The organism is Bradyrhizobium sp. (genome assembly GCF_028868675.1).
Lineage (GTDB): Bacteria > Pseudomonadota > Alphaproteobacteria > Rhizobiales > Xanthobacteraceae > Bradyrhizobium.
Map to the genome: position 1 here is coordinate 1 of NZ_JAGWUA010000111.1, position 15,961 is coordinate 15,961.

The window sequence follows — 15,961 nt, forward strand, 5'->3', positions numbered from 1 at the left end:
ATCGCTATTATTTCGTCGGCCGCCGCGGCGGCATCATCAATGTCGGCGGCCTGAAGGTGCATCCCGAGGAGATCGAGGCCGTCATCAATCGCCATGCGGACGTGCGGATGTCGCGCGCGAAGTCGCGCAAGAGCCCGATCACCGGAGGCATCGTCGTGGTCGAGGCGATCCTCGCCGAGGGCACCGATCCCGCGCGCGCCGCCGAGATCCGCGATCAGATCACGAAGCTGTGCCGGTCGCAGCTCGCCGCGCACAAGGTGCCTGCCGTGATCAGCTTCGTCGAAACGCTCGACGTCACGCCGGCCGGGAAATTGGCGCGCACCGATGCGTAACGTCCTCGTCACCGGCGGCAGCCGCGGCATCGGGCTCGCGATCGTGAGGAAGCTGGTCGGCTCCGGCTACAACGTGATCGCCGTGGCCCGACGCGAGAGCGAGGAACTTGCCGCCGCGGTCCGCGAAGCCGACGGACGGCTGCATTTCCGCGCCTGCGATCTCGCCGTGATCGATGCCATCCCGGCCTTCGCAAAACTGGTACGCGACGAGTTCGGCGCGATCTACGGCCTCGTCAACAATGCCGGCCTCGGCACCGAGGGCCTGCTCGCGACCATGCACAATTCCGAGATCGAGGCGCTGGTGCAGCTCAACGTGCTGTCCCCGATCATCCTCACCAAATACGTCGCGCGGCAGATGATGGCCGACGGCGCCGGGCGCATCGTCAACATCTCCTCGATCATCGCCTCCACCGGCTACAACGGGCTGTCGGTCTATGGTGCGACCAAGGCGGCCGCGACGGGCTTCACCCGCTCGCTCGCCCGCGAGGTCGGCAAGGTCGGCATCACCGTGAATGCGATCGCGCCGGGCTTCATCGATACCGAGCTGACGCACGAGCTCTCCGACGAGGACCGCAAGCGCATCGCCGGCCGCAGCGCGCTGCGCCGGCTGCCCGAGACCGACGACGTCGCGCGCATGGTGGAATATCTGCTGGGCGACGGCGGCCGCAACGTCACCGGCGCGGTGTTCACGATCGATGCGGGCAATACGGCCTAGCCGTCAGGCCTTGTGCTTCGGCAGATCGATGCGCTCGTGCGAAAATTCCGGTGGCCCCTCGGTGAGGCGGCGAATGCGCCGCTCGCGCTCGTCCGACGGCAGTTCGGGATCGAGCAGCTCGCCGATCTGCCTCACCGCGCGATCTTCGATCTCGGCGGAATGGGTCGCGACCGGGTTGCGGGCGCGGTGGGGCAGGGGGGCCGCCGCAAGGCCGAGCTCGACCAGCTTTCGGATCGCATCCGAGCGCGCCATCTGATGGGCCTCGGCCCAGGCATCGACGGTCGCGGTCAGGTCCTCGGACATCTTGACCGCGCTGACCGCGTCAAGCCCGGTGCGCCGGCGAACCGGGCGGTCGGGGTCCTTCTTCCTGCTGTCAGCCACGCCAGTCATCCCGCATCTTGCGACGCCCCATTCGTAGACGCCATTGGGGTTCCGTTGTTTGACCCCGATCAAGGACTTAAGGGACCGACTGCGGCCCGCACCGGGGCGGTCTTGTTGTCGGGGCCGGTTCCGGCCCATGATCCGAACCGAAATCCGCCCCGCTCCGTACCTTCTCGTGCAGCACATCAACCGTCCGGCCTTCGGCGATGACCAGCGAATCCTTCTACGGCACGATTCCCGTCTTCCGCGGCTTTGCCAGCCTGATGGATCCGTCGCTCTATTCGCCCCTGCCGGATGACTGGAGCATCGGGGTCGCCGACATCGTCGATTCCACCAAGGCGATCGCGGCGCAGCGCTACAAGGCGGTCAACATGGCCGGCGCCGCGGTGATCGCCGCGGTCACCAACGCGCTGGAGGGGCGGGAATTTCCGTTCGTGTTCGGCGGCGACGGCGCGAGTTTCGCCGTGGCGCCCGCCGATCTCGCGCCTGCGCGCGAGGCGCTGGCGGCGACCGCGACCTGGGTCGGGGAAGGCCTCGAGCTTAAGCTGCGCGTCGCGCTGGTGCCGGTCGGCGCCATCCGGGCGCAGGGGTTCGATGTCCGCGTCGCCCGGTTCGGTCCGTCAGCGAACCTGTCCTATGCGATGTTCTCCGGCGGCGGGCTGGGCTGGGCCGAGGCCGCGATGAAGCGGGGCGAGTTCGCGGTCGCGGAGGCGCCCCCCGGCACCCAACCCGATCTCACTGGCCTGTCCTGCCGCTTCGAGGAGATTCCGGCCTCGCGCGGCCTGATCCTGTCGGTGCTGGTGGTGCCGGCACGCGATGCCGATGCGGGCGCCTTCCGCAAGGTGATCGAGGACCTGATCGCGCTCGTCGAGCGCAGCCCGGACGCCGGGCGGCCGGTGCCGCCGCAGGGCCCGCCCCTGCGCTGGCCGCCGCAGGGCGTGGACTACGAGGCGCGCGCGGCGCGCGGCGGATCCCTGTTCAGGCGCCGCGCGTCCGTGCTCGCGACGACGCTGTTCGTCTATGTCGTCATGCGCTTCGGCATCAGGCTCGGCGGCTTCGTGCCGAAGGCCTATGTGCAGCAGGTGGTCGAGAACTCGGACTTCCGCAAGTTCGACGACGGCCTGAAGATGATCCTCGACTGCTCGGTCGAGCTCGAGCGCGCGCTGAGCGAGCGGCTTGCCTCGGCCGCGGCCGACGGCGTCGTGCGCTACGGACTGCACCGGCAGGACGCCGCGATGATGACCTGCTTCACGCCGTCGGCGCTGCGCAGCGACCACGTGCATTTCATTGACGGCGCCCGCGGCGGCTATGCGTCGGCGGCGATCGCATTGAAGGCGATGTTGGCGTAACACCGCGCTCGTGCCCCGGACGCAGCGCAGCGCATCTTCAGCGGTGCGCTGCAGAGCCGGGGCCGATGGCGTCCCAGCGCACGAACGCTACGCGTGGACCGGGGCGGTGCCAGCCCTCCGTTCACGCAGGCCTCACCACGGCAGGCCGCACAGGTCGAGCGTGCCCTGGCGCGGCGCGCGGCCGATGTCGAGCACGAAGGGTGCCATGTAATCGAAGCGGATGCGTCCGTCCTTCTGCTCGCACCAGACCTCGCCGGTGAAGGGGTGCCAGTTGCGGGCCTGGTAGAACGCGAAATTGTGCGGCTCGCAGAACAGGAGGGCGAAACGGACGGCGTCGTTGGCGCGCATGGTGTGCACCGCGGCCTCGATGGCCAGCGTCGCGTAGCCCCGTCGCCGGCAGTCCTCGCGCGTGGCGACGCCGCCGATGCCGCCGACATGCACCTTGCGCCCGTTCCAGAGGATGGTGCGGAAATAGACGCCGACATGACAGGCCAGTCCGCCCGACGGCGCCTCGATCAGCACGCGCAGATCGGCATTCGCCCATTGGACGTGGCCCCAGGGCAGCTTTTCGACGACGTCGCGTCCCCAGACGGCGCTGTGCAGCGGCTCGGCGATCGGCCAGGACGCATCGCCGTTCAGGATGTCGATCTCGATGCTCATGGACTACCCCCTGCCTTTCGCAAATAGCGGTATTTAATAGCCGCGGAACCTTCTATAAGGGATGACCGTTAAGCCTCGTTCCCCATCAGTTGCGGACAACAACCCATGACCTTTACGCTGCCCCCCCTGCCTTACGCCTATGACGCCCTCGGGCCCCATATGTCGAAGGAAACGCTCGAATTTCACCACGACAAGCATCATCAGGCCTACGTCACCAACGGCAACAACGCGCTCAAGGGGACCGAATGGGAAGGCAAATCCCTCGAGGAGATCGTCAAGGGGTCGTTCGGCAAGAACCCGGCGGTCTTCAACAATGCCGGCCAGCACTACAACCACATCCATTTCTGGAGCTGGATGAAGCCCAAGGGCGGCGGCAGCAAGCTGCCCGGCAAGCTCGCCAAGAAGATCGACGAGGATCTCGGCGGATTCGAGAAGTTCAAGACCGACTTCCAGGCCGCCGGCGTCGGCCAGTTCGGCTCCGGCTGGTGCTGGCTACAGGTCAAGAACGGTAAGCTCGAAATCTCCAAGACGCCGAACGGCGAGAATCCGCTGGTGCACGGCGCTACCCCGATCCTCGGCTGCGACGTCTGGGAGCACTCCTACTACATCGACTATCGCAACCGCCGCCCGGACTACCTGAAGGCGTTCGTCGAGAACCTCGTGAACTGGGAATACGTGGAGTCGCTGTTCGACAAGGCGTGAGCGCGCTGCGCGCGCTCCGGAATGACGGTCGAAACGAAAGAGGCGGTCGCATGCGCGGCCGCCTTTTTGCTGCGCGGAATTCCGAAGGCGGGGGGCCGGTGATCGGCTTCTCCATCGGCACGGTGGCGCTGAAGTCCGGCGGCGGCGCGCCCCAGGTGGTCGCCTATGTCGTCGCCTGGGCGCTGTTCGCCTTCCAGCGGGTGATCTTGTGGGAAATCCCGTTCATGCCGGCCCGCTTCGTCTGGTTCCGCTGCGCCGTCTCGCTGCCGTTTCCGTTCCTGGCCGCGGCGATCGCCATGGCTATCGGCCGGCCCTTGCCCTGATGGTGCGGCTGCGGCGACGACCATTCGGGGAAACGGACAAGTGTGCTCAAGTCACGCACGCTATCCAGCCCTGAATTTGCTCTCGAAAAAAGAGGCAGGATCAATCACGCTTGATGCGCTGAATTCGCCAAAGACTTTGTGGAAGTCATCGTAACCGAGCAGATCCTCGCCCAGCTTGGCCGTTTGGCGCATCGCCTGATCCAATTCGACCAGATAGGCCTCTTGGCTGATCGAATTGCTTTCGAGCAGTTGGGCCAGCTCGGTTTGCTGTTTTTCAAGACGAGCATGAATGGCCGCCAGAACATCTAGCGTTCGGTCATCAACCGAATGCCCCAATCCCTCTTGAAGCAACCATGAGAGCTCTGATCTCCGATCAGAAGGCTCGCCCCCGGCAGTTGGGAACTCCACCAAGCTCTCTCTCCCGGTTGCAGGGTGGCGAAGCCCTCCAATATCGCGCTGGCGGATAGAACCACAGCAGCCTTTCACTGAAAGCAAATAGTAGGCCAAAGGCCGCTAACAACGAATTACTGAAATTCTACTTGGAGTTTTATCTGATTTACCCCACACGCACAACCTTGGCCCGCTCTTGTTCAAGCCGTCGGTCCCCCTCCCGAGCCGCATCCAGTCGCCCCTGCCTGGTCATGGACGAGAGTTCGACCCACACAGAGCGTCGACAGGCGTTATGTTATAATATAACGTTTGTTCATGCTTCCGGCAGCGTCCGACGCCCACCATGACCATGGTCACGCCCATGGGCACGATCATAGCCATGCTCACGTCCATGGGCCGGCGGCGCCGCATCCGGCGCAGGCGGCGCCCTGGTCGATCCTGCGCATGACCATGGCCGCGCGCCTTGCGGCCGCGCTCGCGGTCTGCGCGGTGCTCTGGGGCACCATCTGGCTCGCAATGAGGTGACGATGGCCGCGCAAGTTCAATTCCACCAAGTTCAATTCCATAACGTCACGCTGGGCTACGACCGGCATCCGGCCGTCCACCATCTCGAGGGCGAGGTGCCCTGCGGCGCGCTGGTTGCAGTGATCGGCCCGAACGGCGCCGGCAAGTCGACGCTGCTGCGCGGCATCGTCGGCATCCTCAAGCCGCTCGCAGGATCGATCGATCTCGGCGGCCTCGACGCTCGCGACATTGCCTATCTGCCGCAGACCGCCGACATCGACCGCAGCTTTCCGATCTCGGTGTTCGATTTCGTCGGCACCGGGTTGTGGCGCAGCACCGGCTTGTTCGGCGGCATCGGCAAGCCTGCGCGCGACAAGATCCTCGACGCGATCGCCGCCGTCGGCCTCAGCGGATTCGAGAACCGGCCGATCGGCACGCTCTCGGGCGGCCAGATGCAGCGCGTGCTGTTCGCGCGCGTCCTGCTGCAGGATACCCGCCTGATCGTACTCGACGAGCCCTTCAACGCCATCGATGCCAAAACCACCGCCGACCTGCTCGCGCTGGTCAAGCGCTGGCACGGCGAGGGCCGCACCGTGCTGGCCGCGCTGCACGACATGGAGATGGTGCGCAACCATTTCAGCGAGACGCTGCTGCTGGCGCGCGGCCCCGTGGCATGGGGGCCGACGGCGGAGGTGCTGACGGCGGAGAACCTCCTGGTGGCGATGCGGATGTGCGAAGCGTTCGATGACGGCGCCGCAGCCTGCGCGGTCGATGACGGCCGCTCGCAGGCGGCGTGATCTCATGCTCTACGATGCGCTGATCGGCCCCTTCACCGAGTTCGAGTTCATGCGGCGCGCGCTCGCCGCGGTGATCGCGCTTGCGCTCGCCGGCGCGCCGATCGGCGTGTTCCTGATGCTGCGGCGGATGAGCCTCGTCGGCGACGCCATGGCGCATGCCATCCTGCCGGGTGCCGCGATCGGCTTCCTGCTCTCCGGCCTCAATCTGTTCGCAATGACGGCCGGCGGTCTGATCGCGGGCTTTGTGGTTGCGATCCTCGCCGGCGTGGTGGCCCGTTCGACCGGGTTGAAGGAGGACGCCTCGCTGGCGACCTTCTATCTGGTCTCGCTCGCGCTCGGCGTCACCATCGTCTCGATCAAGGGCACCAATATCGATCTGCTGCACGTGCTGTTCGGCAACATCCTTGCGATGGACGACCAGACGCTGCTGGTCGTCGCCTTCAATGCCACCATCACGCTCGTGGTGCTCGCGGTGATCTATCGCCCGCTGGTGATCGAAAGCGTCGATCCCTTGTTCCTGCGCACGGTCAGCCGCGCCGGGGGACCTGCGCATCTCGCCTTCCTGGCCCTCGTCGTCGTCAACCTCGTCAACGGCTTTCAGGCGCTCGGCACGCTTCTCGCGGTCGGCCTGATGATCCTCCCCGCCGGCATTGCGCGGTTCTGGTCGCGCGACCTCACCGTCATGATTTCGATCGCCGTGGCCGCCGCCGCCGTCTCGGGCTATGCGGGATTGGTGCTGTCGTTCCAGACCCGCGTGCCCTCGGGGCCCGCGATCATCCTGGTGGCGAGCGTGCTCTATGTCGTCTCCGTGCTGTTCGGCAGCGTCGGCGGGCTGATCCGGCAGATGTTCCCCGGCCGCCATCTGGAAGCGTGACGCGATGCGGCGCCTCCTGCTCCCACTCCTTGCCGCGCTGCTGGCCGCATCGCCCGTCCGCGCTGCGGACCGGCTCAGCGTGGTCGCGAGCTTCTCGATCCTCGCCGACTTCGTCCGCAATGTCGGCGGCGACCGCGTCGACCTCACCACGCTGGTCGGCGCCAACGGCGACGTCCACGTCTACGCGCCGGCGCCGGGCGATGCGAAGCGGATCGCGCAAGCCAGGCTCGTCATCGTCAACGGCCTTGGCCTCGAGGGCTGGCTGCCGCGGCTCGTGCAGTCCTCCGGCAGCAGGGCGCAGGTGGTGACGGCAACCACCGGCATCGCGCCGCTGAAGCTCGGGTCCGCCGCCGACCCGCATGCCTGGCAGTCCATCCCCAATGCGAAAACCTATGTGAGGAACATCGGCGATGCGCTGGCGGCGGCCGATCCGGCGAACGCCGAATTCTTCCGCACCCGGACCGGGGCCTATCTGGACAGGCTCGCGGCGCTCGACCGCGAGGTGCGCGAGTCGATCGACAAGATACCGCCGGAACGGCGCAAGGTGATCTCCACCCACGACGCCTTCGGCTACTTCGCCGCCGAATACGGCATCCAATTCATCGCGCCGCTCGGCGTCTCCACCGACACCGAGCCCAGCGCACGCGATATCGCCGGGATCATCAGCCAGATCCGATCGGCAAAAATCCCGGCCGTCTTCCTCGAAAACATCAGCGACGAGCGGCTGATCCGCCGGATTGCGGCCGAGACCGGCTCAAAAGTCGGCGGGACCTTGATTTCGGACGGTTTGACCGGCGAAAAGGGGCCTGCCCCCACTTACATTGACATGGTCAGGCACAATATAAAGGCCCTGACCAGCGCGCTTGACCACTAGGGCAGGGGCCTCCCGCCTCGCGTCGCGCCAAAAGCCCGATTTCGGAGTAGTTATGTCTGACGTGACGTCCAGCAAGATTCCCGTAACGGTCCTGACCGGCTATCTCGGGGCCGGCAAGACCACCCTGTTGAACCGCATCCTGTCCGAGAACCACGGCAAGAAATACGCCGTCATCGTCAACGAATTCGGCGAGATCGGCATCGACAACGACCTCATCATCGGCGCCGATGAGGAAGTGTTCGAGATGAACAATGGCTGCATCTGCTGCACCGTGCGCGGCGACCTCGTCCGCATCATGGACGGGCTGATGAAGCGCCGCGGCAAGTTCGACGCCATCATCGTCGAGACCACGGGGCTCGCCGATCCCGCGCCAGTCGCCCAGACGTTCTTCGTCGACGAGGATGTGCAGAAGAACGCCCGTCTCGACGCCGTCGTCACGGTCGCCGACGCAAAGTGGCTGTCCGACCGGCTGAAGGACGCGCCCGAAGCCAAGAACCAGATCGCCTTCGCCGACGTGATCGTGCTGAACAAGACCGACCTCGTCTCCAAGCCCGAACTCGCCGAGGTCGAGGCCCGCATCCGCGGCATCAATCCGTATGCGCGGCTGCACCGCACCGAGCGCTGCCAGGTTGCGCTGGTCGACGTGCTCGACCGCGGCGCGTTCGACCTCGACCGCATCCTCGAGATCGAGCCCTCCTTCCTGGAGGCGGACGACCACGATCATCATCATCACGGTCACGACCATCACCACCATGATCACGATCATGGCCACGGCCTGAAGCACTATCATGACGAGGACATGCAGTCGCTGGCGCTCAGGAGCGACAAGCCGCTCGATCCCTCGCGCTTCATGCCCTGGCTGCAGAACCTGGTGCAGACCGAGGGCCAGAAGATCCTGCGCTCCAAGGGCATCCTGGCGTTCGTCGACGATGACGATCGCTACGTGTTCCAGGGCGTGCACATGATGCTGGAGGGCGACCACCAGCGGAAGTGGAAGGAAGGCGAGCCGCGCGAGAGCCGCGTCGTCTTCATCGGCCGCGAATTGCCCGAAGAGGCCATTCGCGAAGGCTTTGCGCGCTGCATCGTCCAGTGATGACCGAGTTCACGCCCGAAGCCGGCTCGCCCTCGATCGTCTCCGTCACCGAGAAGGTGCGCCCGGTCGCGCTCGGGATGGCCGTAACGTCGGTGCATTTTCTCGCCGACCGCGCCGCCTTCGTCGGCGGCGAGGAAACCGTCGCCCTCGTCGATGCCAAGGGTGAGATCAGCAAGGTCGCGGTCCACGGCGGCGGCATCCTGTCGGCGGCCAGCGACGGTACACGCCTCGTGATGGGCGGCGACGACGGCAAGGTGGTCGCGCTCAACGCCAAAAGCGAGGTCGCGCTGCTCGCGACCGACGCAAAACGGCGCTGGATCGACGCGGTGGCGCTGCATCCCGACGGCGCCTTTGCCTGGTCGGCCGGCAAGACGGCCTTCGTGAAGAGCGGCAAGGCCGAGGAGAAGTCGATCGACGTGCCCTCGACCGTCGGCGGGCTTGCCTTCGCGCCGAAGGGGTTGCGGCTCGCGATCGCCCATTACAACGGCGCCACGCTGTGGTTTCCCAACATGGCGGCCACGGCGGAATTCCTGCCATGGGCCGGCTCGCATCTCGCCGTCACCTTCAGTCCTGACAACAAGTTCCTGGTCACGGCGATGCACGAGGCCGCGCTGCATGGCTGGCGGCTCGCCGACAATCGTCACATGCGCATGACCGGCTATCCCGGCCGCGTCCGCTCGATGTCCTGGAGCGCGGGCGGAAAGTTCCTCGCCACATCAGGCGCCGACACCGTGATCATGTGGCCGTTCGCCAGCAAGGACGGTCCGATGGGCAAGGAGCCCGCGATGCTCGCGCCGCTGCAGGCGCGCGTGTCGGTCGTGGCCTGCCATCCCAGGAACGACATCCTCGCCGCCGGCTACAGCGACGGCACCATTTTGATGGTGCGGCTGGAGGACGGCGCGGAGATCCTGGTCCGCCGCAACGGCACCGCGCCGGTCGCGGGCCTGGCCTGGAACGCCAAGGGCACGCTGCTCGCTTTCGCCGATGAAACCGGCGACGCCGGGCTTCTGGAACTGTAGGCCCGAGAGGAACCTGCAACCCGCGCTGTTCGTTGTGTCACCGGTGGCAATTCGCGGGGACACGACATGGCGAGCCAGGACGACAAGCGCAGACTCCGGCGAGAAGTGCTGATCGCGGCTTCGCTGTTCGCAGCCGGCGTCGTCGTGTCCGGCCTTTCGCTGGCGCAAATCCGGGCCGAAAACCGGCTGCAGATGACGCAGGCAACGCCGCCGCTGCAGGCCACGCCCGTGCCCGACGATCAGAACAAGACGCCGGCGGAGTCAAAACCCGGCGGCGAGCGTCCGACCACGCCGGCGCCGGAGCCCGCGCGGCCCGATCCGCAGACGCAAGGTGCCGCCAAGCCGGTCCTGCCGCCGGCGCCTGCGGAGAAGTACGCACCGCCGATCAAGGAGAAGCAGTAGGTCCCGCCCGGGCTCCAGAGCAATCCGGGTGAGAATGGCAATGATGGCATTATGCCCCTGATTTGCCCGACGAGTCAATCAGATTTCGTAAAAATCGAAGTCGCTGCCGGCGGCGGCCGGCCACTGTGCATGGGGTTGAACCGCGGATTTTGTTTGCGATGTCGCTCGCCATTCCGGGTTCGGCGCTGTGCGTCGCCCCGGAATGACGAGCGGAGGGAGCGCGCCTCACCGCACCAGGACGTTCCGGAACTGCCAGGGATCGGACGTGTCGATGTCCTCCGGAAACAGTCCCGGACGATCCGTCAGCGGCGTCCAGTCGGTGTAGAAGCCCTTCACCGGGCCGAGATACGGCATCTGGATTTCCAGCAGACGGTCGAAATCCATCTCGTCGGCTTCGACGATGCCTTCGTTCGGATTTTCCAGCGCCCACACCATGCCGGCGAGCACGGCGGAGGTCACCTGCAGGCCGGTGGCGTTCTGATAGGGCGCGAGCCTGCGGGTCTCCTCGATGGAGAGCTGCGAGCCGTACCAGTAGGCATTGTTGTCATGGCCGAACAGCAGCACGCCGAGTTCGTCGATGCCGTCGACGATTTCGTTCTCGTCGAGGATGTGGTGCTTTTCCTGCATCTTCGCCGCGCGGCCGAACATTTCATGCAGCGACAGCACGGCGTCGTCGGCCGGATGATAGGCATAGTGGCAGGTCGGCCGATAGATCGCCTTGCCCGATGCGTCACGCACCGTGAAGTAGTCGGCGATCGAGATCGACTCGTTGTGGGTGACCAGGAAGCCATACTGCGCGCCGCGGGTCGGGCACCAGGTGCGCACGCGCGTGTCGGCGCCGGGCTGCATCAGGTAGATGGCGGCGCCGCAGCCGGCTTCGTGGGTGCGCGCATTCTCGGGCATCCATTTTTCATGGGTGCCCCAGCCGAGCTCGGACGGCTGCACGCCTTCCGACAGGAAGCCTTCCACCGACCAGGTGTTGACGAAGACGTCGGGCTCCTTCGGCGATTTGGAGCGCTGGGTGTCGCGTTCGGCGATGTGGATGCCCTTGACGCCGGCCTGCCGCATCAGGTCCGCCCATTCGGCCCTGGTCTTCGGCCTGGGGGCATTGAGCTTCAGATCGGCGGCGACGTTGAGGAGCGCCTGCTTGACGAAGAAGGAGACCATGCCCGGATTGGCGCCGCAGCAGGAGACGGCCGTCGTCGAGCCGGCGGGGCGCGCCTTCTTGGCGGCCAGAGTCGCTTCGCGAAGGGCGTAGTTGGAGCGCGCTTCGGGCCCCTTCGACGAATCGAAATAGAAGCCGAGCCAGGGCTCGTTGACGGTGTCGATGTAGAGCGCGCCGAGTTCGTTGCAGAGCTCCATGATGTCGGTCGAGCCGGTATCGACCGAGAGATTGACGCAAAAGCCCTGGCCGCCGCCTTCGGTGAGCAGCGGAGTCAGCAGGTCGCGATAATTGTCCTTGGTCAGGCCCTTCTGGATGAATCGCACATTGTGCTTCTCGCAAAGTGCCTTGCGGCCCTCGTCCTTGGGATCGATCACGGTGATGCGCGACTTGTCGTAGTCGAGATGCCGCTCGATCAGCGGCAGCGTGCCTTTGCCGATGGAGCCGAAACCGACCATGACGATTGGGCCGGTGATCTTCGCGTGGATCTGCGAGGCGGGGCTCATGGGATGGTTTCTCCGGAAAGTGCAGGCGAACGAATGATGAGGGATGGGTTCAGGCGGTCCGCCGCTTCGCGGTCACTTCGATCTCGACCTTCATCTCGGGCTTGTAGAGCCCGCTGACGATGAGCAGCGTCGCCGCCGGGCGGATGTCGCCGAGCACCTCGCCGCAGACGGCGAAGTGCGCGTCGGCGTCACGGACGTCGGTCAGGTAGTAGGTGGCGCGGACGATGTCGGCCATCGCGAAGCCGCCTTCCTCGAGGGCCGCCGCGATGGTCTTGAAGCAGTTCCGTGACTGGCTCGCGACGTCGGCCGGCATGGTCATGGTCGCGTAGTCGTAGCCGGTGGTGCCGGCGACGAAGGCGAAATCGCCGTCGATCACGGCGCGGCTGTAGCCGGCGGTCTTCTCGAACGGCGAGCCAGTGGAAATCAGGCGGCGGGACATGGCTTGGACCTCGTCTTGGACCTCGACGGAAGGGTTTGGCGCGGGGGTTTAGGGGCATTTTGCCGGCCCGTGCAACCCCCAGAGAACGTCTGGATGCGCTCAGGCCGCGTGCGGCACTGCGAGCGGTGCCTTCTTGCCGCGGCCCGCCTTCGGCTTGGGCAGCGGCGCGCCTGACGGCGCGATCATGCCCCAGGCACCGTCGAGCGCGCCCGCGGTGAATTCGAGGCCGAGCAGACGCTCGCGCTCGAAGCTGCCCGGCAGCGACAGCTCGCCGGTCTTTTCGGTCGAGAAGCCGAAGCGGGCGTAGTAAGGGGCGTCGCCGAGCAGGATCACGGCGGCATGCCCGCGCGCCCGTGCGGCGGCCAGCGCCTCGTGCATCAGCGCCGCGCCGATCCCGAGCGCGCGGCAGGCAGGGTCGACCGCGAGCGGTCCGAGGACCAAAGCGGGCCTGCCCCCGGCGCTGACGTGCCACAGCCGCACCGTCCCCACGAGTTGTCCCTCGCGCACGGCGGCCAGCGAAAGACCGGCGGCAGGTGCGCGTCCGTCGCGCAGGCGCTGGCAGGTGCGCGTGTGGCGGTTCTCGCCGAAGCAGGCATCGAGCAGCGCCTCGCGGGCGGCAACGTCCGAAACCCGCTCGCTGCGGATCGCGAACGGAGCGGCTTTCGAGGTGAGGGCGACGGGTGGCTTCCGAAGAGCGGTCATGGCGCATCAGTCCCCGCCCGGCCGCGCGCGAAGGGCACGCGGCTCGGGCGTCATCACGAATCGAGATGTCGGGGAGGGAGCCGGCGCGCCGGCTCCCGGTTCATCGGGCCTCGAAAAGGAGGCGGCTCAGATGTGGTAGGTCTTCAGCGGCGGGATGCCGTTGAACGCCACCGACGAGTAGGTCGACGTATAGGCCCCGGTTCCTTCGATCAGCACCTTGTCGCCGATCTCGAGCGTCACCGGGAGCGGATACGGGTTCCGCTCGTACAGCACGTCGGCGGAATCGCAGGTCGGGCCTGCGAGCACGCACGGCGTCATGTCCGCCCCGTCGTGCGGGGTGCGGATGGCATAGCGGATCGACTCGTCCATGGTCTCGGCGAGACCGCCGAACTTGCCGATGTCCAGATAGACCCAGCGCACCTCGTCCTCGTCGCTCTTCTTGGAGATGAGCACGACCTCGGATTCGATGACGCCGGCGTTGCCCACCATGCCGCGGCCCGGCTCGATGATGGTCTCCGGAATCTGGTTGCCGAAGTGCTTGCGCAGCGCGCGGAAGATCGACCGGCCGTACTGCACCACCGGCGGCACGTCCTTCAGGTACCTGGTCGGGAAGCCTCCGCCCATGTTGACCATGGTCAGGTTGATGCCGCGCTCGGCGCAGTCGCGGAACACGGTCGAGGCCATCGCCAGCGCCCGGTCCCACGCCTTCACCTTGCGCTGCTGCGAGCCGACATGGAAGGAGATGCCGCACGGCTCCAGGCCCAGACGCTTGGCGAGGTCGAGCACCTCGACCGCCATCTCCGGGTCGCAGCCGAACTTGCGCGACAGCGGCCACTCGGCGCCGGCGCAGTCATAGAGGATGCGGCAGAACACCTTCGCAGCCGGCGCGACGCGGGCGATCTTCTCGACCTCGGCGGCGCAGTCGACCGCGAACAGGCGAATCCCGAGCGCGAAGGCGCGCGCGATGTCGCGCTCCTTCTTGATCGTGTTGCCATAGGAGATGCGGTCCGGCGTCGCACCCGCGGCCAGCGCCATCTCGATCTCGGCCACGGTGGCGGTGTCGAAGCAGGAGCCCATCGAGGCGAGCAGCGACAGCACTTCCGGCGCCGGGTTCGCCTTCACGGCATAGAACACGCGGCTGTCGGGCAGCGCCTTGGCAAAGGTCTGATAGTTGTCGCGCACGACATCGAGGTCGACGACGAGGCAGGGCTCGGTGTCGAGCCCCTCGTCACGGCGGTTGCGCAAGAATTCTCTGATGCGCTCGGTCATAGCACCCTCCAAACGGCCTTTGCGACAAGGACCCGTTCAAATTGTTCTCGGACATGAGCGCTTCGGCGATGTCGCACGATGGAGACGCGACACAGCCTCGAACTCAGGAACCGAATTGTGCTGCCGTGGATTGGTTGGGAATTTTCCCGCCCGCTCACCTGGCAATGAAGGACAAGCCTTTTCAGTAGCCCGCGCCGGCGTTGGAATGCCGGTAGAGACCAAAAAAGCCCGATCCGTCGTTGCTTTAAGTCGCGTCCCCCGTTGAGAGCGGGGTGCGCCGGTTCGCCTCCGGCTGCCAGTCACGGTTGCAAGGAGAGGGGTCACCTTCAGCGGCATCTCTTGAGAGAGATGCTGGGCTCTTCGTTTCGCTTCAGTCGGGTTGCGACTTCCGCGTCTTTCGAAGCGCCCCTCGGCTTCCTCACCCCTTGGCGGCTGTCCGGCCTCTTGTCCGGATACCCACCGACTGACACACGACCACAGGCACGTGCGAAATTGGGCAGGCGTGAAATATGAGTTTTGACTCTGGTTCGCAAGGACTTTTTCAACCGTGCGATAGATTTCTCCACGATCGTCGCGCGATGTTGCCGTGAAGCCGCAAAATCGCCGCCGAACATGAACGGCTGTTAAAACTGCTTAACGAAATCACACTCTCGCCGCAGTTCGAATCGCCTCGGCGTCTCAGGCGCGCCGCGTGAACGGCTCGACCTGCCGCGCGCCGCGCACGAAGCCGATCATGATCGCCACGCCGATGGCGAACAGGATGACCTGGAGGATGTGCGCGCCGGTGTCTTCGAGCCCGAACAGGATCGCCAGCGCCCAGCCGCCCGCGAAAGCCGCGCCGAACACCTCCGCGCCGATCAGGATCGCGGCGCTCAGGACGGTAATGACGCTCGGCCAGGCGATGGTCTTGGCTCCGGTTTCGGTCTTTTCGGCGCTCATGCAGGTCTCTTTCCGTTTGCGGCCGCAATGTCTGCGAAATCGGCGCCGCAATCAAGCGTTCCGGGCCTAAAAAAGAGCCCGCGCGATGCTATATGTTCCAGGCAGAAATCGCTGAAAACAGGGCTCCCATGACAAAATCGTCCGCTTCGTCGTCCGCCGTCACCCAAACTCCGAGCGGCGGCGGCAACCCGCTGCTTGAGGCCTGGCAGACGCCATTTGAGACCCCGCCCTTCGAGCGAATCCTGCCGGATCACTTCCCGCCGGCCTTCACAGCGGCCTTTGCCGAGCACGATGTCGAGATTGCCGCCATCAAGGCGGATGCGGCCAAGCCCACCTTCGAGAACACCGTGGCGGCACTGGAGCGCGCGGGACGGCTGCTGACCCGAGTCGGCGCCGTGTTCAGTGATCTGGTGGGAGCCAATTCGTCTCCAGAGCTGCTCGAGATCGAAAGCGAGATCGCGCTTGAGGAGGCGCGGCACTGGAATCCGATCATGATGGACGCCCAGATCTACGCGCGGCTCGCGAAGCT

Annotated in this window: 18 protein-coding genes and 3 pseudogenes; 13 read left to right on the forward strand and 8 right to left on the reverse strand. The window is 66.0% G+C overall.

The features are described 5' to 3' along the window. Positions 1 to 332: pseudogene (locus KGM94_RS15530) on the forward strand (long-chain fatty acid--CoA ligase); the annotation flags it as partial. Beyond that, positions 325 to 1,047, forward strand: a complete 723-nt coding sequence (locus tag KGM94_RS15535) for an SDR family NAD(P)-dependent oxidoreductase (protein WP_300260709.1) — start codon at positions 325 to 327, stop codon at positions 1,045 to 1,047. The pseudogene KGM94_RS15530 and the gene KGM94_RS15535, both read left to right, overlap by 8 nt. Before the next feature lie 3 nt (positions 1,048 to 1,050). Here the strand turns inward: KGM94_RS15535 and KGM94_RS15540 are convergent, their stop codons facing one another. Beyond that, positions 1,051 to 1,437, reverse strand: coding sequence for a hypothetical protein (locus tag KGM94_RS15540; protein ID WP_300260712.1), 387 nt, complete (start codon positions 1,435 to 1,437; stop codon positions 1,051 to 1,053). A 197-nt stretch (positions 1,438 to 1,634) separates the two neighbouring features. Here KGM94_RS15540 and KGM94_RS15545 point away from each other — a divergent pair, with 197 nt between their 5' ends. Next, entirely contained in the window at positions 1,635 to 2,777 is a 1,143-nt protein-coding gene (locus tag KGM94_RS15545) for a DUF3095 domain-containing protein (protein WP_300260715.1), read from the forward strand. Between the two features lie 132 nt (positions 2,778 to 2,909). Here the strand turns inward: KGM94_RS15545 and KGM94_RS15550 are convergent, their stop codons facing one another. Then, complete coding sequence (locus KGM94_RS15550) at positions 2,910 to 3,437, reverse strand: GNAT family N-acetyltransferase (RefSeq protein WP_300260718.1); 528 nt, start codon at positions 3,435 to 3,437, stop codon at positions 2,910 to 2,912. A gap of 105 nt (positions 3,438 to 3,542) precedes the next feature. Here KGM94_RS15550 and KGM94_RS15555 point away from each other — a divergent pair, with 105 nt between their 5' ends. Together KGM94_RS15555 and KGM94_RS15560 are read left to right on the forward strand one after the other, a co-directional pair. Continuing rightward, positions 3,543 to 4,139, forward strand: a complete 597-nt coding sequence (locus tag KGM94_RS15555) for a superoxide dismutase (protein WP_300260722.1) — start codon at positions 3,543 to 3,545, stop codon at positions 4,137 to 4,139. 89 nt (positions 4,140 to 4,228) lie between these two features. Further along, positions 4,229 to 4,462, forward strand: a pseudogene (locus KGM94_RS15560) (hypothetical protein); the annotation flags it as partial. Positions 4,463 to 4,522: 60 nt separating this feature from the next. Here the strand turns inward: KGM94_RS15560 and KGM94_RS15565 are convergent. Then, a complete protein-coding gene (locus KGM94_RS15565; protein WP_300260728.1) occupies positions 4,523 to 4,873 on the reverse strand; it encodes a hypothetical protein in 351 nt (116 codons plus the stop codon). Between the two features lie 294 nt (positions 4,874 to 5,167). Here KGM94_RS15565 and KGM94_RS15570 point away from each other — a divergent pair, with 294 nt between their 5' ends. The 7 genes from KGM94_RS15570 to KGM94_RS15600 all read left to right on the forward strand — a co-directional run bounded on the left by KGM94_RS15570 (position 5,168) and on the right by KGM94_RS15600 (position 10,415). Beyond that, positions 5,168 to 5,377: a hypothetical protein gene (locus KGM94_RS15570; RefSeq protein WP_300260731.1), complete on the forward strand. Its 210-nt coding sequence runs from the start codon at positions 5,168 to 5,170 to the stop codon at positions 5,375 to 5,377. Between the two features lie 2 nt (positions 5,378 to 5,379). Next, positions 5,380 to 6,153, forward strand: coding sequence for an ABC transporter ATP-binding protein (locus tag KGM94_RS15575; protein WP_300260734.1), 774 nt, complete (start codon positions 5,380 to 5,382; stop codon positions 6,151 to 6,153). A gap of 4 nt (positions 6,154 to 6,157) precedes the next feature. After that, positions 6,158 to 7,027 carry a metal ABC transporter permease gene (locus tag KGM94_RS15580; RefSeq protein ID WP_300260737.1) on the forward strand — a complete coding sequence of 290 codons (870 nt, stop codon included), beginning with the start codon at positions 6,158 to 6,160 and terminating at the stop codon, positions 7,025 to 7,027. 4 nt (positions 7,028 to 7,031) lie between these two features. Then, positions 7,032 to 7,901: a zinc ABC transporter substrate-binding protein gene (locus tag KGM94_RS15585; protein ID WP_300260740.1), complete on the forward strand. Its 870-nt coding sequence runs from the start codon at positions 7,032 to 7,034 to the stop codon at positions 7,899 to 7,901. A 52-nt stretch (positions 7,902 to 7,953) separates the two neighbouring features. After that, the gene (locus tag KGM94_RS15590) at positions 7,954 to 8,994 is read left to right on the forward strand and encodes a GTP-binding protein (protein WP_300260743.1); all 1,041 of its coding nucleotides are present in this window, start codon (positions 7,954 to 7,956) and stop codon (positions 8,992 to 8,994) included. Next, on the forward strand, positions 8,994 to 10,013 hold the full coding sequence (locus KGM94_RS15595; protein ID WP_300260746.1) for a WD40 repeat domain-containing protein: 1,020 nt from the start codon (positions 8,994 to 8,996) through the stop codon (positions 10,011 to 10,013). Before KGM94_RS15590 ends, KGM94_RS15595 begins: the two co-directional genes overlap by 1 nt. Before the next feature lie 66 nt (positions 10,014 to 10,079). Beyond that, positions 10,080 to 10,415 carry a hypothetical protein gene (locus KGM94_RS15600; RefSeq protein ID WP_300260750.1) on the forward strand — a complete coding sequence of 112 codons (336 nt, stop codon included), beginning with the start codon at positions 10,080 to 10,082 and terminating at the stop codon, positions 10,413 to 10,415. Positions 10,416 to 10,640: 225 nt separating this feature from the next. On the opposite strand, the gene KGM94_RS15605 is transcribed toward KGM94_RS15600, so the two are convergent. The 5 genes from KGM94_RS15605 to KGM94_RS15625 all read right to left on the reverse strand — a co-directional run bounded on the left by KGM94_RS15605 (position 10,641) and on the right by KGM94_RS15625 (position 15,432). Further along, a complete protein-coding gene (locus KGM94_RS15605) occupies positions 10,641 to 12,083 on the reverse strand; it encodes a homospermidine synthase (protein ID WP_300260753.1) in 1,443 nt (480 codons plus the stop codon). A gap of 49 nt (positions 12,084 to 12,132) precedes the next feature. Then, a complete protein-coding gene (locus tag KGM94_RS15610) occupies positions 12,133 to 12,522 on the reverse strand; it encodes a RidA family protein (RefSeq protein WP_300260756.1) in 390 nt (129 codons plus the stop codon). Between the two features lie 99 nt (positions 12,523 to 12,621). Continuing rightward, entirely contained in the window at positions 12,622 to 13,224 is a 603-nt protein-coding gene (locus KGM94_RS15615; RefSeq protein WP_300260759.1) for an N-acetyltransferase, read from the reverse strand. Positions 13,225 to 13,350: 126 nt separating this feature from the next. Further along, positions 13,351 to 14,493 (reverse strand): type III PLP-dependent enzyme, encoded by a 1,143-nt coding sequence (locus KGM94_RS15620; protein WP_300260761.1) that lies wholly within the window; start codon positions 14,491 to 14,493, stop codon positions 13,351 to 13,353. A gap of 678 nt (positions 14,494 to 15,171) precedes the next feature. Next, positions 15,172 to 15,432 carry a hypothetical protein gene (locus KGM94_RS15625; protein ID WP_009337438.1) on the reverse strand — a complete coding sequence of 87 codons (261 nt, stop codon included), beginning with the start codon at positions 15,430 to 15,432 and terminating at the stop codon, positions 15,172 to 15,174. Between the two features lie 128 nt (positions 15,433 to 15,560). On the opposite strand from KGM94_RS15625, the pseudogene KGM94_RS15630 reads away from it, so the two are divergent. Then, positions 15,561 to 15,961, forward strand: a pseudogene (locus tag KGM94_RS15630) (peptidase M3); the annotation flags it as partial.

Coding starts and splice junctions, on each gene's coding strand:
- KGM94_RS15570 (WP_300260731.1), top strand. CDS start 5,168: ATGCTTCCGGCAGCGTCCGACGCCCACCATGACCATGGTCACGCCCAT.
- KGM94_RS15620 (WP_300260761.1), bottom strand. CDS start 14,493: ATGACCGAGCGCATCAGAGAATTCTTGCGCAACCGCCGTGACGAGGGG.
- KGM94_RS15605 (WP_300260753.1), bottom strand. CDS start 12,083: ATGAGCCCCGCCTCGCAGATCCACGCGAAGATCACCGGCCCAATCGTC.
- KGM94_RS15600 (WP_300260750.1), top strand. CDS start 10,080: ATGGCGAGCCAGGACGACAAGCGCAGACTCCGGCGAGAAGTGCTGATC.
- KGM94_RS15540 (WP_300260712.1), bottom strand. CDS start 1,437: ATGACTGGCGTGGCTGACAGCAGGAAGAAGGACCCCGACCGCCCGGTT.
- KGM94_RS15625 (WP_009337438.1), bottom strand. CDS start 15,432: ATGAGCGCCGAAAAGACCGAAACCGGAGCCAAGACCATCGCCTGGCCG.
- KGM94_RS15545 (WP_300260715.1), top strand. CDS start 1,635: ATGACCAGCGAATCCTTCTACGGCACGATTCCCGTCTTCCGCGGCTTT.
- KGM94_RS15535 (WP_300260709.1), top strand. CDS start 325: ATGCGTAACGTCCTCGTCACCGGCGGCAGCCGCGGCATCGGGCTCGCG.
- KGM94_RS15555 (WP_300260722.1), top strand. CDS start 3,543: ATGACCTTTACGCTGCCCCCCCTGCCTTACGCCTATGACGCCCTCGGG.
- KGM94_RS15590 (WP_300260743.1), top strand. CDS start 7,954: ATGTCTGACGTGACGTCCAGCAAGATTCCCGTAACGGTCCTGACCGGC.
- KGM94_RS15610 (WP_300260756.1), bottom strand. CDS start 12,522: ATGTCCCGCCGCCTGATTTCCACTGGCTCGCCGTTCGAGAAGACCGCC.
- KGM94_RS15585 (WP_300260740.1), top strand. CDS start 7,032: ATGCGGCGCCTCCTGCTCCCACTCCTTGCCGCGCTGCTGGCCGCATCG.
- KGM94_RS15575 (WP_300260734.1), top strand. CDS start 5,380: ATGGCCGCGCAAGTTCAATTCCACCAAGTTCAATTCCATAACGTCACG.
- KGM94_RS15615 (WP_300260759.1), bottom strand. CDS start 13,224: ATGACCGCTCTTCGGAAGCCACCCGTCGCCCTCACCTCGAAAGCCGCT.
- KGM94_RS15550 (WP_300260718.1), bottom strand. CDS start 3,437: ATGAGCATCGAGATCGACATCCTGAACGGCGATGCGTCCTGGCCGATC.
- KGM94_RS15595 (WP_300260746.1), top strand. CDS start 8,994: ATGACCGAGTTCACGCCCGAAGCCGGCTCGCCCTCGATCGTCTCCGTC.
- KGM94_RS15580 (WP_300260737.1), top strand. CDS start 6,158: ATGCTCTACGATGCGCTGATCGGCCCCTTCACCGAGTTCGAGTTCATG.